The sequence below is a fragment of the Streptomyces sp. NPDC031554 genome (assembly GCF_055580685.1).
The window spans coordinates 680,549-696,445 of the sequence record NZ_JBVIKX010000002.1 but is presented as its reverse complement, the minus strand read 5'-3'; the positions used below and the strand labels follow the sequence as shown (position 1 = coordinate 696,445).

Here is a 15,897-nt window from a genome sequence, read left to right as displayed (position 1 = left end):
CCGGACCCACCCAGGGGCAGTCGCCGGCCCCCGACCGGACCCACCCAGGGGCAGTCGCCGGCCCCCGACCGGACCCGCCCAGGGGCGGTCGCCGGCCGCGGAGCGGACCCGGCCGAAGGGGGCAAGCACTCTCCGCGGGTCCGGCCCGCCCAGGAACGGCTGCCGTTCACAGGGTGAACTCGCCCCGCAGGAAAGGACTTTCCTTGCTTTGAGTCTTGACGGCCGGGGTGCCGGGGGGCACATTGGCGACGCCGTGAGAGCGCTCTCAGGCATCGGCGCTGTCGACGGCACCCGCGCATGACCACTCCGTACCCGAGAGGCACTCCCCACCATGAGCGAACCCTCCGGCACACCTCCCCGCAGACGCCGCTCCCTGCGGCGGGCACTCGTCGCCGCCGTCGGCACCCTCGGTCTGGCGGCGGCCGCCGCGGTCGCCTCGCCGTCCGCCAACGCCTCCGCGCCCACTCCCCCGTCGGGGTGGTCGCAGGTCTTCCTCGACGACTTCAACGGCACCGCCGGCACCGGCGTGAACACCTCGAACTGGCAGTACGCCACCGGCACCTCGTACCCGGGCGGCCCCGCGAACTGGGGCACCGGCGAGGTCGAGACGATGACGAACAGCACGAGCAACGTCTCGCTCGACGGCAGCGGCAACCTGCGCATCACCCCGCTCCGGGACGCGGCGGGCCGCTGGACCTCGGGCCGCATCGAGACCAGGCGCACCGACTTCCAGCCCCCGTCCGGCGGCAAGCTGCGGGTCGAGGCCCGGCTGCAGATGCCGAACGTGACGGGGACCGCCGCCGAGGGCTACTGGCCGGCTTTCTGGACGCTGGGCGCCCCCTACCGGGGCAACTACCAGAACTGGCCCGCGGTCGGCGAGCTGGACATCATGGAGAACGTCCAGGGGCTGAACCGCGTCTGGTCGACGATGCACTGCGGGACCAGTCCGGGCGGTCCGTGCAACGAGACCACCGGCATCGGCAACTCCACCGCGTGTCCCAACACCACGTGCCAGTCCGGCTTCCACACCTACACGATGGAGTGGGACCGCTCGGTGACCCCCGAGGCGATCCGCTTCTTCGTCGACGGCGTCAACTACCACACGGTGACGGCCGCCCAGATGGACGCCACCACCTGGAACAACGCGACGAACCACGGGTTCTTCGTCATCCTCAACGTGGCGATGGGCGGCGGCTTCCCGGACGCGTTCGGCGGCGGCCTGGACGGTGACACGCGTCCGGGCGTGCCGATGGTCGTCGACTACGTGCAGGTCCTGCAGGCCGCGGGCGGCGGGGGCGGCACCACGCCTCCCCCGACCGGCAACCGCGACGCCTACGCCGCCGTCCAGGCCGAGTCGTACGACGCCCACTCCGGCACGATCACCGAGACCACCACCGACAGCGGCGGCGGCCAGAACATCGGCGCCCTGGCCAACGGCGACTGGGCGCTCTTCCGCGGGGTGAACTTCGGTTCCACGGCGGCCCGGCAGTTCAACGCCCGGGTGGCGAGCGGCGCGGCCGGCGGCGTCAGCGGTCTGGTCGAGGTGCGCCTGGACAGCCGTACCGCCACGCCGATCGGGAGTTTCGCGCTGGCCAACACGGGGGGCTGGCAGTCGTGGCGGACGGTCCCGGCGAACATCACCTCCGTCACCGGCACCCACGACGTCTACCTGACCTTCACCAGCGGCCAGCCCGCCGACTTCGTGAACGTGAACTGGTTCAGCTTCGGCCACTGAGGCCACTGAGAGCCCTGCGGCCACCGCGGGCCCCGAGATCCGCGGGGCCCGCGGGGCGCGCGGGGCGCGCGGGGCGGGACCGTCGACCCGGCGGCGTTTCAGCGCAGTTCCGCGCGGAACGCCGCCGGTGTCACGTCCGTGTGCTGCTGGAAGAACTTGGAGAAGTTCGCCGGGTCGGGGAAGCCCACCGCCGCGCCGACCCGGCCGATCGGCAGTTCCGTGTGGGCGAGGAGCCGCTTCGCCTCCAGGACGACCCGCCGGTCGATGAAGCCCTTGGGCGTCTGGCCGGTCGCGGCGCGCACCGCGCGCACGAGGGTGCGGCGGGAGTAACCGAGCGCGTCGGCGTACGCGCTGACGCTGTGGTTGGTGGCGAAGTCCCGTTCCACGGCGTCCCGGAAGAGGGTGAAGGTGGTGTCGGCCTGGCGGCCGGCCGCCTCCGCCGAGCTGGCGGCGAGATGCGCGAGGCGCAGCAGAAACGCCGTCAGGCTGTGCCGCAGCACCGAGGTGTGCAGGCTGAGCGGCAGGGTCGTGGTGTCCTCGTACTCCCGTTGCAGCTGCGTCAGGGACGCGCGCAGGCCGGCCGACCGGGCCTCGTCGGGGTGGAGCAGCGGCGGCAGGTCGTAGCGGTACAGGCCGGTGGCCTCGACGGTGGCGCGGGGCAGGAAACCGGGCTGCATGGTGAGGACGGTTCCGCGGTACTCGCTGGTCTTCGAGAAGCGGTGGACCTGGCCCGGGCGGATCCACAGGACGTCGCCGGCCGTGGCCTCGTACTCGGCGAAGTCGACCATGTGACGGACGGGACCGTCGGTGAACAGCAGGACGGTGTGGAAGTCGATCCGGTGGACGCGCTCCAGCGGCGCGTCGGCGTGCCAGACGCGGCCGGTCCCCATGGGGCCGACCTGCATGCCGACGCCGCCGACGCTGAGGCCCACCGGGAAGGGGAACGTCCTGATCGCGTCGCCGTCTCCGACGCCGGTGTCCGCCATGTCGCTCTCGTGCCGCCTCGTACCCGCCCGGTGCCGCCGGGGTGTCCCACTTTCACCACAGCGTGACACACGCCGACCTTCCCCAGGAAAAGTCAGACTTTTACTTTTGAACGCGTCAGACCATCCACTCCGCTCGGATCGAGGATTTCTTGAAGATGAGCACGCAGTCACCGGACAGTTTCGAATGGACCGAACTCGACCGGCGTGCCGTCGACACCGCCCGTCTGCTGGCGGCGGATGCCGTGCAGAAGGTGGGCAACGGGCACCCCGGCACCGCGATGAGTCTCGCGCCGGCCGCGTACACGATCTTTCAGAAGGTGATGCGGCACGATCCGGCGGACCCGGAGTGGACCGGGCGTGACCGCTTCGTGCTCTCCCCCGGCCACACCTCGCTGACCCTGTACACCCAGCTGTTCCTGGCCGGCTACGAGCTGGGGCTGGACGACCTCGAGGCGTTCCGCACGCACGGTTCGAAGACGCCGGGCCACCCCGAGTACGGGCACACCGCCGGGGTGGAGACCACCACCGGGCCGCTCGGCCAGGGCGCCGCCAACGCGGTCGGCATGGCGATGGCGGCCCGCTACGAGCGCGGCCTGTTCGATCCGGAGGCGCCCGAGGGCGAGTCGCCGTTCGACCACACCGTCTGGGCGATCGTCTCCGACGGCGACCTCCAGGAGGGCGTCTCCGCGGAGGCGTCCTCGCTGGCCGGCCACCAGAGGCTCGGCAACCTGGTCTTCCTCTACGACGACAACCACATCTCCATCGAGGGCGACACCGCGACCGCCTTCTCCGAGGACGTCCTGAAGCGGTACGAGGCCTACGGCTGGCACGTGCAGCGGATCGAGCCGCTGGAGGACGGCGACGTCGACGTGCACGCCCTGTACGCCGCCCTGACCGCGGCGCGGGCCGAGACGGCCCGCCCCTCGATCGTCGCGATGCGCACGGTCATCGCCTGGCCCGCCCCGAACGCGCGCGGCACCGAGGCCTCCCACGGCTCCGCCCTCGGCGCCGACGAGGTGGCCGCCACCAAGCGCGTCCTGGGCTTCGACCCGGAGCGGTCCTTCGAGGTCCCCGGCGACGTCCTCGCCCACACCCGCGCCGCCCTGGACCGGGGCGCCGAGGCGCACGCCGCCTGGGACAAGCGCCTCGACGCCTGGCGCGGCGCGCGGCCGGAGCGGGCGAAGCTGCTCGACCGGGTCCTCGCCGGCCGGCTCCCCGAGGGCTGGGAGGACCACCTGCCCGTCTTCGAGGAGGGCAAGGCGGTCGCCACCCGCGCGGCGTCCGGCAAGGTGCTCCAGTCGCTCGGCGCGGTCGTCCCCGAGCTGTGGGGCGGCTCCGCCGACCTCGCCGGCTCCAACAACACCACGATCGACAAGACGTCGTCGTTCCTGCCCGAGGGCAACCCGCTGCCGGAGGCGAGCCCGTACGGCCGCACGGTGCACTTCGGCATCCGCGAGTTCTCGATGGCCGCGGAGATGAACGGCATCGCCCTGCACGGCAACACCCGCGTCTACGGCGGCACGTTCCTGGTGTTCTCCGACTACATGCGCAACGCCGTGCGCATGTCGGCGCTGATGCAGCTGCCGGTGACGTACGTGTGGACGCACGACTCCGTCGGCCTGGGCGAGGACGGCCCCACCCACCAGCCGGTCGAGCACCTGGCCTCGCTGCGCGCGATCCCCGGCCTGAACGTGGTCCGCCCCGCCGACGCCAACGAGACCGCGATCGCCTGGGCGGAGATCCTCCGCCGGCACGGCACCCGGCCGGCGCCGCACGGGCTGGCCCTCACCCGGCAGGGCATGCCCGTGTACGCGCCGAACGAGGACGCGGCGAAGGGCGGGTACGTCCTGCGGGAGTCCTCGAAGGACACCCCGGACGTGCTCCTGATCGCCACCGGCTCCGAGGTGCACCTGGCCGTCGCCGCGCGGGAGACGCTGGAGGCCGAGGGGATCGGCGCCCGGGTGGTGTCGATGCCGTCCGTGGAGTGGTTCGAGGAGCAGCCGCGCGAGTACCGCGACGGCGTCCTGCCGCCGTCGGTGCGGGCCCGGGTCGCCGTCGAGGCGGGCATCGGCCTGACCTGGCACCGGTACGTCGGGGACGCCGGCCGCATCGTCTCCCTGGAGCACTTCGGTGCCTCCGCCGACGCCGCGACCCTGTTCGCCGCGTTCGGCTTCACCCCCGAGAACGTCGCCGCCGCGGCCCGGGCCTCGTTGAGTTCGATCACGGGCCCCGCCGCCACCCGCGGTTGATCCGATCGCCAGAAAGAAGATGATCACAGTGACCGAAGCAACCGCCACCGCGGGTGGTGCCCTGCGGCGCCTCTCCGAGGAAGGCGTCTCGATCTGGCTGGACGACCTGTCCCGCGAGCGGATCACGTCCGGCAACCTGGCCGAACTCGTCGCCACCCGGCACGTCGTCGGCGTCACCACCAACCCGTCGATCTTCCAGGCCGCCATCGGCTCCGGCGAGGGCTACCAGGAGCAGCTCGCCGACCTCGCCGTACGGGGGGTCACGGTCGACGAGGCGGTGCGGATGATGACCACCGCCGACGTGCGGGCCGCCGCCGACGTCCTGCGTCCGGTGTACGCGGCCACGGGCGGCCGTGACGGCCGGGTCTCCATCGAGGTCGATCCGCGTCTCGCCCACGAGAGCGCGGCCACGGTCGCCGAGGCCAAGCAGCTGGCCTGGCTCGTGGACCGCCCCAACGTCATGATCAAGATTCCGGCGACGAAGGCCGGTCTGCCCGCGATCACCGAGGTCATCGGCCTGGGCATCAGCGTCAACGTCACGCTGATCTTCTCGCTGGAGCGCTACCGCGAGGTCATGGACGCCTACCTGGCCGGCCTGGAGAAGGCCGCCGCCCGGGGCCTGGACCTCTCCACGATCCACTCCGTCGCCTCCTTCTTCGTCTCCCGCGTCGACGCCGAGATCGACAAGCGCCTCACCGTCCTGGGCACGGACGAGGCCCTCGCGCTCCGGGGGCGGGCGGCGCTGGCCAACGCGCGGCTGGCCTACCAGGCGTACGAGGAGGTCTTCTCGGGAGATCGCTGGACCGCCCTCGCCGGGACGAGGGCGAACAAGCAGCGTCCGCTGTGGGCATCCACCGGTGTGAAGGATCCTGCGTACAAGGACACGCTGTACGTCGACGAGCTCGTGGCGCCCGGCACCGTCAACACCATGCCGGAGGCCACCCTGAACGCCACCGCCGACCACGGCGCCGTCACCGGCGACACGGTCACCGGCGGCTACGCGCAGGCCCGTGCGGACCTCGCCGCCGTGGCGGCGCTGGGCGTCTCCTACGACGAGGTCGTCACCCGGTTGGAGGAAGAGGGCGTCGCCAAGTTCGCGGTGGCGTGGCAGGACCTGCTGGACGCGGTCACGAAGTCGCTGGACACCGAGGCGACCGACACCGAGGGAGTTGACGCGGAATGAGCACTGCCGGCACCGACGCCGCCTGGGAGAACCCGTTGCGGGATCCCCGCGACCGGCGCCTGCCCCGTATCGCCGGCCCGTCCGGGCTCGTCATCTTCGGCGTGACCGGCGACCTGTCCCGCAAGAAGCTGATGCCCGCCGTCTACGACCTCGCCAACCGCGGCCTGCTCCCGCCGGGCTTCTCGCTCGTCGGCTTCGCCCGCCGCGACTGGGAGGACCAGGACTTCGCGCAGGTCGTCCACGACGCGGTGCGCGAGCACGCGCGGACGCCGTTCCGCGAGGAGGTCTGGCAGCAGCTCGCCGAGGGCATGCGGTTCATCCCGGGCGACTTCGACGACGACACGGCGTTCGAGCAGCTGCGCGACGCCGTCGAGGAGCTGGACCGGTCCCGCGGCACCGGCGGCAACTTCGCCTTCTACCTGTCGGTCCCGCCGAAGTTCTTCCCCAAGGTCGTCGAGCAGCTCAAGAAGCACGGGCTGGCGAACGCGCCGGACGGGTCGTGGCGGCGGGCGGTCATCGAGAAGCCGTTCGGGCACGACCTGACGAGCGCGCGGGAGCTGAACGCGATCGTGCACGACGTGTTCGAGCCGGACCAGGTGTTCCGCATCGACCACTACCTGGGCAAGGAGACCGTCCAGAACATCCTGGCGCTGCGCTTCGCCAACCAGATGTTCGAGCCGATCTGGAACCGGTCGTACGTCGACCACGTGCAGATCACGATGGCCGAGGACATCGGCATCGGCGGCCGGGCCGGCTACTACGACGGCATCGGCTCGGCGCGCGACGTCATCCAGAACCACCTCCTGCAGCTGATGGCGCTGACCGCGATGGAGGAGCCCGCCTCCTTCGACGCGGACTCGCTGCTGACCGAGAAGCTGAAGGTCCTGCACGCCGTGAAGCTGCCCGAGGACCTCGGCCGGCACACGGTGCGGGCGCAGTACGCGGGCGCCTGGCAGGGCGGCGAGAAGGTGCGCGGCTACCTGGAGGAGGACGGCATCGACCCGGCGTCCACGACGGACACCTACGCCGCCGTCCGGCTGAACGTCGACAACCGCCGCTGGGCGGGCGTGCCGTTCTACCTGCGCACCGGCAAGCGCCTGGGCCGCCGCGTCACCGAGATCGCGGTGGTCTTCCAGCGCGCCCCGCACTCGCCCTTCGACTCCAGCGCCACCGAGGAGCTCGGCGCCAACGCGATCGTCATCCGGGTCCAGCCCGACGAGGGCGTCACCGTCCGTTTCGGCTCCAAGGTGCCGGGCACGTCGATGGAGATCCGGGACGTCACGATGGACTTCGCCTACGGCGAGTCCTTCACGGAGTCCAGCCCGGAGGCGTACGAGCGCCTCATCCTGGACGTGCTGCTCGGCGACGCCAACCTCTTCCCGCGCCACCAGGAAGTGGAGGAGTCCTGGCGGATCCTCGACCCGATCGAGGACCACTGGGCACGGCACGGCAGGCCCGCGCAGTACGCCTCGGGCAGCTGGGGACCCGGGGAAGCCGACGAGATGCTCGAACGAGACGGACGGAGCTGGCGCAGGCCATGAAGATCGACCTGACCGACACCACGGCAAGCAAGATCAACAAGGCGCTGGTGAAGGGCCGCCGCGCCATCGGCACACCGGCCGTGGGCATGGTCCTGACGATGGTGATCGTCACGGACGAGGAGAACGCCTACGACTCGATCAAGGCGGCCGAGGAGGCCTCGCACGAGCACCCCTCGCGCACCCTGGTCGTCATCAAGCGGCACGCCCGCACCCCCCGCGAGCGCACGCAGTCGCGGCTCGACGCCGAGGTCCGGGTGGGTTCCGAGGCCGGCACCGGGGAGACCGTGATCCTGCGGACCTACGGCGAGGTCTCCGAGCACGCCGACTCCGTCGTGCTGCCGCTGCTGCTGCCGGACGCCCCGGTCGTCGTGTGGTGGCCGGTGGACGCGCCGCAGAACCCGGTCAAGGACCCGCTGGGCGCGCTCGCCCAGCGCCGGATCACCGACATGTACGCCGTCGAGCGGCCCCTCCAGGCACTGGAGGCGCGCGTGAAGTCGTACGCGCCCGGCGACACCGACCTGGCGTGGACCCGGCTGACGCCGTGGCGTTCGATGCTGGCGGCGGCGCTGGACCAGGCGCGGGTGCCGATCGTCTCGGCGGCCGTGGAGAGCGAGGCGGACAACCCGAGCGCCGAACTGCTCGCGCGCTGGCTGGAGGCCCGGCTGAAGGTGTCCGTGGACCGGGTGGAGACCCCGGGCCCGGTCGTCACGGCCGTCCGGCTCGGCACCGGGAACGGCGAGATCGTCATCGACCGTCCCGAGGGCCCGCTGGCCACGCTGGTCCTGCCCGGCCAGCCGTCGCGGACCCTCGCGCTGAAGGTCCGCCCCACCTCCGAACTGATCGCCGAGGAGCTGCGGCGCCTCGACGCGGACGAGATGTACGCCGTCGCCCTGCGCGGCGAGGCCACCGAGGAGACCCCCGCCCATGTCTGACACCCCCGTGCTCACCCGGCGGCCCGAATGGGCCGCGCTGGAGGACCACAGCACCCGCCGGCCCGCCCACCTGCGCGAGTTGTTCGCGACGGACCCGGGGCGCGCGGAGCGCTACGTGGTGCACGTCGGCGATCTGCGGATCGACTACTCCAAGCACCTCGTCACCGACGAGACCCTCGCCCTCCTCCAGGAACTGGCCGCCGCCACCGACGTGTTCGGGCTGCGGGACGCGATGTTCCGCGGCGAGAAGATCAACACCACCGAGGACCGGGCGGTCCTGCACACCGCGCTGCGCGCCCCCCGGGACGCGGTGGTCGAGGTCGACGGCGAGAACGTGGTGCCCGGTGTGCACGCGGTCCTGGACCGGATGGCGGCCTTCGCCGACCGGATCCGCTCGGGCGGGTGGACCGGCCACACCGGCCGGCCCATCAGGAACGTCGTGAACATCGGGATCGGCGGCTCCGACCTCGGCCCGGCGATGGCGTACGAGGTGCTGCGCGCCTTCACCGACCGCGCGCTGACGGTCCGTTTCGTCTCCAACGTGGACGGCGCCGACCTGCACGAGGCCGTCCGCGACCTCGACCCGGCGGAGACGCTGTTCATCGTCGCGTCGAAGACGTTCACCACCATCGAGACCATCACCAACGCCACCTCGGCCCGCGACTGGCTGCTGAAGGGGCTGGGCGGCGAGGAAGAGGCGGTCGCCAAGCACTTCGTGGCGCTGTCGACGAACGCCGGGAAGGTGTCCGACTTCGGCATCGACACGGCCAACATGTTCGAGTTCTGGGACTGGGTCGGCGGCCGCTACTCCTTCGACTCGGCGATCGGCCTGTCGCTGATGATCGCCGTCGGACCGGACCGCTTCCGCGAGATGCTCGACGGCTTCCACCTCGTCGACGAGCACTTCCGCACCGCCCCCGCCGAGGCCAACGCCCCGCTGCTGATGGGTCTGCTGGGCATCTGGTACGGCAACTTCCACGACGCCCAGTCGCACGCGGTGCTGCCCTACTCGCACTACCTCTCCAAGTTCACCGCCTATCTCCAGCAGTTGGACATGGAGTCCAACGGCAAGTCGGTGGACCGCGACGGCAACCCGGTGGACTGGCAGACCGGGCCGGTCGTCTGGGGCACCCCGGGCACCAACGGACAGCACGCCTACTACCAGTTGATCCACCAGGGCACCAAGCTCATCCCGGCCGACTTCATCGGCTTCGCCCGTCCCGTCGGTGAGCTGAGCGACGAACTCAAGGCCCAGCACGACCTGTTGATGGCCAACTTCTTCGCCCAGACCCAGGCGCTGGCCTTCGGCAAGACGCCGGAGGAGGTCCGCGCGGAGGGCGTGCCCGAGGAACTGGTGGCGCACAGGACGTTCCGCGGCGACCGGCCCACCACCACGATCCTGGCGCCCGAGCTGACCCCCTCGGTCCTCGGCCAGCTCATCGCCCTCTACGAGCACAAGGTGTTCGTCCAGGGCGCGGTCTGGAACATCGACTCCTTCGACCAGTGGGGCGTGGAGCTCGGCAAGGTCCTCGCCAAGCGCGTCGAACCGGCCCTGACCGAGGGCGCCGAGGTGCCCGGCCTGGACCCCTCCACCACCGCCCTCGTCGCCGCCTACCGCACTCTCAGGAAGTGAACTGACATGCAGCTCGGTCTCATCGGTCTCGGCAAGATGGGCGGCAACATGCGCGAGCGGATCCGCCGCGCGGGCCACACCGTCGTCGGTTACGACCGCAACCCCGACGTCACCGACGTGAGCAGCTTGGCCGAACTGGTCGAGGGGCTCCAGGCACCGCGCGTCGTCTGGGTGATGGTCCCGGCCGGCGCCGCCACCCAGTCCGTCGTCGACGAGCTCGGCGGTCTGCTGGAGGCCGGCGACACGGTCGTCGACGGCGGCAACTCCCGCTGGACGGACGACGAGAAGCACGCCCGCGAACTCGGCGCCAAGGGCATCGGCTTCGTCGACGCCGGCGTCTCCGGCGGGGTGTGGGGCCTGGAGAACGGCTACGCCCTGATGGTCGGCGGTGACAAGGAGCACGTCGACCGGCTCCGGCCGGTCTTCGACGCGCTCAAGCCCGAGGGCCCGTACGGCTACGTCCACGCGGGCAAGGTCGGCGCCGGGCACTTCTCGAAGATGGTCCACAACGGCATCGAGTACGCCATGATGCAGGCCTACGCCGAGGGCTGGGAGCTGCTGGAGAAGGTCGACTCGGTCACCGACGTCCGCGAGGTCTTCCGCTCCTGGCAGGAGGGCACCGTCATCCGCTCCTGGCTGCTCGACCTGGCGGTCAACGCCCTCGACGAGGACGAGCACCTGGACAAGCTGCGCGGCTACGCCCAGGACTCCGGCGAGGGCCGCTGGACCGTGGAGGCCGCCATCGACAACGCGGTGCCGCTCCCGGCCATCACGGCCTCGCTGTTCGCGCGGTTCGCCTCCCGCCAGGAGGACTCGCCCCAGATGAAGATGATCGCCGCCCTGCGCAACCAGTTCGGCGGCCACGCCGTCGAGTCGGCGAAGGAGTAGGCACCGTCGCGGGGGCACGCCCGGTGAACCGCGGGTGTGCCCCCGCCCCCTGACGGGCCGTCGGATACCGGTTGACACCGCGCGGAGGGCCCGCCAGAGTCGCGGCTGATGGAGATCGACGATCTGACACCCGCCGAGCGGCGCGTCCGGCGGGCCTTCCCCACGGCACGGACCGTGGACTTCCGTACCGAGGACGCCGAGGACACCGACCGCTCCCACCACGGCCCCGAACGGACCCTGAGGGCGGCCGTGTTGCGGTCACTGCTCCTCGACGGTCCGCGGGAGCCGGGGGAAGTGGCGGCCCTCGTCGTGATCGGAGCCCGCGTCACCGGTGTGCTCGACCTGCGGTACGCGACCGTCGACAGCGTCGTCCGCCTCCACCACTGCCGCTTCGACGAGGCGCCCCGCCTCTCCGGCGCCCGGCTCGGCTACGTCACCCTGCGCGGCTCCGTGCTGCCGGGCCTGTCGGCGGAGCACTCCCGCATCGACGGCGGACTGCGCCTGACCGACTGCCGTGTCGACGGCGCGGTGAACCTCGGCAGGGCCCAGATATCGGGGGGCCTGTACCTCGACGGCGCGGAGGTCGGCGCGGGGGCCGGAGCCGGGGCGGCCGCCGGCGGACCGGGACGGACCGTGCTCCAGCTCAACCGGCTCTCCGTCGACGACGACCTCTGCGCCCGGGGCCTGCGCACCCGCGGCCGGATCCGGCTGGACGGCGCGAGCGTGGCCGGGTCGATCGACCTGGAGGAGGCCGAGCTCAGCAACCCGGGGGCGCACGTCCTGGACGGGGAGTCCCTCGACGTCGGCGCCCACATCGTCGGCCGCCGCCTGCGCGCCCACGGCCGGATCGACCTGCGCGGCGCGCGCGTACCCGGCCGGATCGACCTGCTGCACGCGACGCTCTCCTCCCCCGGCGACACCGCCCTGCGCGCCAGCAGCTGCGTGATCGGCGAACTGTGGCTGCGCGGGGGCCCGCCGATGGAGGGCAGGCTCAACCTGCGGCGCGCCGAGATCAACCAGCTCCACGTCGAACCGGAGATGCTGCCGGGCCAGGTGCGCCTGCTCGACCTCACCTACACCTTCCTCACCCCGCACGAGCCCGCCGAGCGCCGGCTGCCCATGCTGGAGCGCGACGACGGGGCGTTCGACCCGCACGCCTACGAGCAGCTCACCGCCGCCTACCGTCACGCCGGTGACGACCGGGCCGCCCGGCTGGTGCAGCTCGCCAAGCTGCGCCGGCACCGGGGCACGCTCCCCTGGTACGGCCGGCTGTGGGGGCGCCTGCAGGACGCGGCCGTCGGCTACGGCTTCCGTCCGCTGCGGGCCGCCGGATGGCTGCTGTCGCTGCTGGCGGCCGGGTCCGTGGCGTTCGCGCTGGAGCACCCGCGGGCACTCAAGGCGTCCGAGGCCCCCGACTTCGACCCGGTCTTCTACACGCTCGACCTGCTCCTGCCGGTCGTCTCGTTCGGCCAGGAGGCCGCGTTCGCCCCGTCCGGCGGGCACCGGATCCTCTCCTACGTCCTGATCCTGACCGGCTGGCTCCTGGCCTCGACCGTCGTCGCCGGTGTGTCGAGGACGGTCAGCCGGCAGTAGGGCCCGGGCGCCCCCGCGCGGTCACCCGTTGGACCAGCCGCGCCGGCACGGCACCAGCCGGTAGCCGTCCGGATCCTCGAGGGTCACGCCCCACTCGTTCCCGTACGGGTTCGACGACTCGACCCGCCTGCCGCCGTGGGCCTCCAGCCGGGTCACCAGGTCGTCGGGCACGGGGCCGTCGAGGTGGACCACCAGCAGGTCCTCCTCGGTGGGGCGGGGCTCGACGGGGCGGGCGGGATCGTTCACCGGCTCGAGATGCCGGCCCGCGTCGGGCATGCCGAGCATCAGCAGGTCGTGCTCGCCGGACGCGTCACCGCCCTCGGACCGCCGTACGACGGCCAGGACCGGCCCGTCCGCCCAGAAGCGCTCGGCCGCCGCGAGGTCACGAAAGAGGCGGGCGACACGGATGTGGCTGCGGCCGTCGCGGGGCATCGTGAGGGACCTCTTCCCGGGTCGGTGACGTGTTCCCCCGCAGACCAGGCAGCGGGGAACACCCGCGCATCGGGCGGAGGTCTTGCGCCCGGAGGACCAGGACCCGCTACCCCTGGCCGCCTCCCCGGGGGATGCCGTAGGCCCGCTCCACGCGTACGCGCACCACGAGGCGGCGGTCGCGGACCATGGCGGCGCGGTAGTCCTCCCAGTCGGGGTGTTCGCCCAGGACCTCGCGGTAGAGCCGGACGAGTTCCTCGACCGTGTCGTCGTAGGGGTGCGCGGCCACCGGCGAGAGCTCGGCGGTGCCCTCGACGACCGTGTAGGCGCGGCGGTCGGGCGCGGAGACGTGGTAGGAGGCGCGCGGGTCGCGGCGCAGGTTGCGGGTCTTCGCCCGGTCGTCGGTGACGGAGATCCGGATGACGCCCTCGTCCGGGTCGTAGTGGTGGCTGACGTTCGACAACTGCGGGCGCCCGTCCCGCTTGAGGGTGACCAGCACCCCGTCCCGGCCGTCGGAGACCAGCGAGAGCAGGGCGTGCCGCGTCGAGTCCTGGGTCATGTCCGTACAACCGGTGCGGAACGCGTCCGCATTCCCGGACGGACGCCCGCACCCCGCCGTAGACACTGTCTACGGCGAACTGGTAGACAGTGTCCATGAGCGATGAGGAGAAGACCGGTGAGGGGAAACCGGAGGCGGACCTGCGGGTCCGACTGGTCGACGTCGGTGTGGAGCTGCTGGCCCGGGAGGGCGTCGGGGCGCTGACCCTGCGGGAGATCGCCCGCCGGGCGGGCGTCTCGCACGGGGCTCCCCGCCGCCATTTCCCCACCCATCTGGAACTGCTGTCGGCCATCGCCCGCAGGGGCTTCACCGACCTGGCCGACCGGGTGGCGGTGGTTCGCGGCGACGGCGGCGCGCCCGCCCGCGAGCAGATCACCGAACTGGGGCGCGCCTACCTGGAGTTCGCCCTCGGCAACCCCGGCATGTACGAGCTGATGTTCCGTCACGACCTGCTGGAGAGCGGTCACCTGGGGCTCCGTGACACCAGCCTCCCGCTGTTCGGCGTGCTGGTGGACCTGGTCGGCCGGGCGCGGCCCGGCGCCGACGCCCGTGCGGTCACGGCGGCGCTGTGGGCGAACCTGCACGGGATCGCCCAGCTGTGGAGCTGGGGAAGCCTCCAACTCGCGACGGGCAGCGACGAGTTCGAGCCGCTGCTGCGGACCGCGCTCGACGCGCACCTGGGCTCGGAGGCCGGTCGGTGAAGCGGACCGCGACCCTGGTGAGCAGTGTGGCCGGTGCGGTGGTCGTGGCCCTGGACGGCACCGTCCTCACCGTCGCCCAGCCGGCCCTGCGGCACGACCTGGACACCTCCCTGGCCCTGGCGCAGTGGACCAGCACCGGGTATCTCGTCGCCGTGGCGGGTCTGTTGGTGTTCGCCGGACGGCTCGGCGACCGGTACGGCCACCGGCGTACGTTCGCGGTGGGCATGCTCGGCTTCGGGGCGGCCTCCGCCGGTGTCGCGGTGGCGCCGGGCGTGGGCTGGGTGATCGCCCTGCGGGTGGTGCAGGGGGTCTTCGGGGCGTTGCTGCAGCCGGCCACACTCGGCATGCTGCGCTCGGCGTACCCGGCGGAGCGGCTGCGGCGGCCGATCGCCGTGCGGACGGCCGCGATCGGGCTGGCGGCCGCCGCCGGTCCGGTGCTGGGCGGGGCGCTCACGACGGGCTTCGGATGGCGGGCCGTGTTCCTGCTGAACGTGGTGCCGGCCCTGCTCTTCGGCGCCCTCGCCCTCAGCGCCGACGGGCGGGAGCGTGCGGCCCGGACGGTGGCGGCCCCGGCGCCCTCCTCCTCTCCGGCCCGTCCTGTTCCTCCTCCGGCCCGCCCGGCTCGGGTGCCGGCGTCCGTGTCCGCTCTCGACGTGGCCGGTGCCCTCTGGCTGGCGGTGGCGCTGGCCTGTCTGGTGCACACCCTCGTCGCGCCCCGGGGGCAGGCCGGCGCGGCGGGCGCGGTGGCGGCCGTGGTCGCCGGTGCCGCCTTCGTCCGCCACGAGCGCCGCGCGCCGACGCCCCTGGTGCCCGCGGCCGTCATCGGTTCCCCACCGGTCCGGGCGGCCCTGATCCTGCTGGTCACCGTGTCGGCGGCCCTCAACGGCTCCCTGTTCGCCTGCGTGTACGTCCTCCAGGACGAGCTGGGGCTCACCCCGCTGGGCACGGCCCTCGCCGGTCTGCCGCTGGCCGTGTTCCTGGTGGCCGCGGCGCCGGCGTCGGCCGTCCTGCTGCGCCGGGCCGGCGCCGTGCGCACCGTCGCGGGTGCCGTCGCCCTCGTCGCCGCCGGCCTCCTCGTGCTCGCCGCCGCTCCGGGCACGACCGTCTTCTGTGCCGGGTTCGCCCTGGTGGGCGCCGGGTTCGGGACGGTGATGGTCGCGGCCACCCACGTCGTCGTACGGCAGGCGCCCCCGGAGTCGGCCGGGGTGGCGGGCGGCCTGCAGCAGACGGCCATGAACGTCGGGCCGGTGCTCGGGGTGGCGTCGGCGACCGTGCTCATGGACGCGGGCGGGACCAGGTCCCCCCTCGTCGTGCTCGCCGTGGCGGCCGCGGTGGCGCTGCCGCTCTGCGGCGCGCTTCCGGGGCGGCCGCGTCCGGCCGCCGCCGGCCCGAAGGGTCCGGAGCGTCCCGTTCGCGCTGCGGGAGGGGGTCCTTTCCCGCCGTCCCTGGGCGACGATGGGGTCTGAGA

General features: G+C 72.7%; 13 protein-coding genes. 10 read left to right on the top strand and 3 right to left on the bottom strand.

Annotated elements, in window-relative coordinates; translation table 11 throughout:
* The first annotated feature begins 331 nt into the window (after positions 1–331).
* Positions 332–1,735 (top strand): glycoside hydrolase family 16 protein, encoded by a 1,404-nt coding sequence (locus tag ACZ5FU_RS08450; RefSeq protein WP_468646437.1) that lies wholly within the window; start codon positions 332–334, stop codon positions 1,733–1,735.
* 98 nt (positions 1,736–1,833) lie between these two features.
* Here the strand turns inward: ACZ5FU_RS08450 and ACZ5FU_RS08445 are convergent, their stop codons facing one another.
* Entirely contained in the window at positions 1,834–2,721 is an 888-nt protein-coding gene (locus ACZ5FU_RS08445) for a helix-turn-helix domain-containing protein (RefSeq protein WP_468646438.1), read from the bottom strand.
* 155 nt (positions 2,722–2,876) lie between these two features.
* Between ACZ5FU_RS08445 and tkt the strand changes: the two genes are divergently transcribed.
* The 7 genes from tkt (at position 2,877) to ACZ5FU_RS08410 (ending at position 12,740) form a co-directional block, all read left to right on the top strand.
* A complete protein-coding gene (tkt, locus tag ACZ5FU_RS08440) occupies positions 2,877–4,970 on the top strand; it encodes a transketolase (protein WP_469045089.1) in 2,094 nt (697 codons plus the stop codon).
* Between the two features lie 19 nt (positions 4,971–4,989).
* The gene (gene tal / locus ACZ5FU_RS08435) at positions 4,990–6,153 is read left to right on the top strand and encodes a transaldolase (RefSeq protein ID WP_451531221.1); all 1,164 of its coding nucleotides are present in this window, start codon (positions 4,990–4,992) and stop codon (positions 6,151–6,153) included.
* The gene (gene zwf / locus ACZ5FU_RS08430; protein WP_468646440.1) at positions 6,150–7,694 is read left to right on the top strand and encodes a glucose-6-phosphate dehydrogenase; all 1,545 of its coding nucleotides are present in this window, start codon (positions 6,150–6,152) and stop codon (positions 7,692–7,694) included. Before tal ends, zwf begins: the two co-directional genes overlap by 4 nt.
* Positions 7,691–8,626 carry a glucose-6-phosphate dehydrogenase assembly protein OpcA gene (gene opcA, locus ACZ5FU_RS08425; RefSeq protein WP_451531223.1) on the top strand — a complete coding sequence of 312 codons (936 nt, stop codon included), beginning with the start codon at positions 7,691–7,693 and terminating at the stop codon, positions 8,624–8,626. The genes zwf and opcA overlap by 4 nt, the downstream gene beginning before the upstream one ends.
* Entirely contained in the window at positions 8,619–10,259 is a 1,641-nt protein-coding gene (gene pgi, locus ACZ5FU_RS08420; protein WP_451531224.1) for a glucose-6-phosphate isomerase, read from the top strand. The genes opcA and pgi overlap by 8 nt, the downstream gene beginning before the upstream one ends.
* Positions 10,260–10,265: 6 nt before the next feature.
* Positions 10,266–11,147 carry a phosphogluconate dehydrogenase (NAD(+)-dependent, decarboxylating) gene (gnd, locus tag ACZ5FU_RS08415; RefSeq protein ID WP_468834306.1) on the top strand — a complete coding sequence of 294 codons (882 nt, stop codon included), beginning with the start codon at positions 10,266–10,268 and terminating at the stop codon, positions 11,145–11,147.
* Positions 11,148–11,255: 108 nt separating this feature from the next.
* A complete protein-coding gene (locus tag ACZ5FU_RS08410; protein WP_451530870.1) occupies positions 11,256–12,740 on the top strand; it encodes a membrane-associated oxidoreductase in 1,485 nt (494 codons plus the stop codon).
* Between the two features lie 21 nt (positions 12,741–12,761).
* On the opposite strand, the gene ACZ5FU_RS08405 is transcribed toward ACZ5FU_RS08410, so the two are convergent.
* Together ACZ5FU_RS08405 and ACZ5FU_RS08400 are read right to left on the bottom strand one after the other, a co-directional pair.
* Positions 12,762–13,172 carry a VOC family protein gene (locus ACZ5FU_RS08405; RefSeq protein WP_469045088.1) on the bottom strand — a complete coding sequence of 137 codons (411 nt, stop codon included), beginning with the start codon at positions 13,170–13,172 and terminating at the stop codon, positions 12,762–12,764.
* Between the two features lie 106 nt (positions 13,173–13,278).
* Positions 13,279–13,728 (bottom strand): PPOX class F420-dependent oxidoreductase, encoded by a 450-nt coding sequence (locus tag ACZ5FU_RS08400; protein ID WP_451530868.1) that lies wholly within the window; start codon positions 13,726–13,728, stop codon positions 13,279–13,281.
* A 95-nt stretch (positions 13,729–13,823) separates the two neighbouring features.
* On the opposite strand from ACZ5FU_RS08400, the gene ACZ5FU_RS08395 reads away from it, so the two are divergent.
* Both ACZ5FU_RS08395 and ACZ5FU_RS08390 read left to right on the top strand, forming a co-directional pair.
* On the top strand, positions 13,824–14,429 hold the full coding sequence (locus ACZ5FU_RS08395; protein ID WP_468647059.1) for a TetR/AcrR family transcriptional regulator: 606 nt from the start codon (positions 13,824–13,826) through the stop codon (positions 14,427–14,429).
* Positions 14,426–15,895: an MFS transporter gene (locus ACZ5FU_RS08390; RefSeq protein WP_469045087.1), complete on the top strand. Its 1,470-nt coding sequence runs from the start codon at positions 14,426–14,428 to the stop codon at positions 15,893–15,895. Before ACZ5FU_RS08395 ends, ACZ5FU_RS08390 begins: the two co-directional genes overlap by 4 nt.
* Positions 15,896–15,897 lie beyond the last annotated feature (2 nt).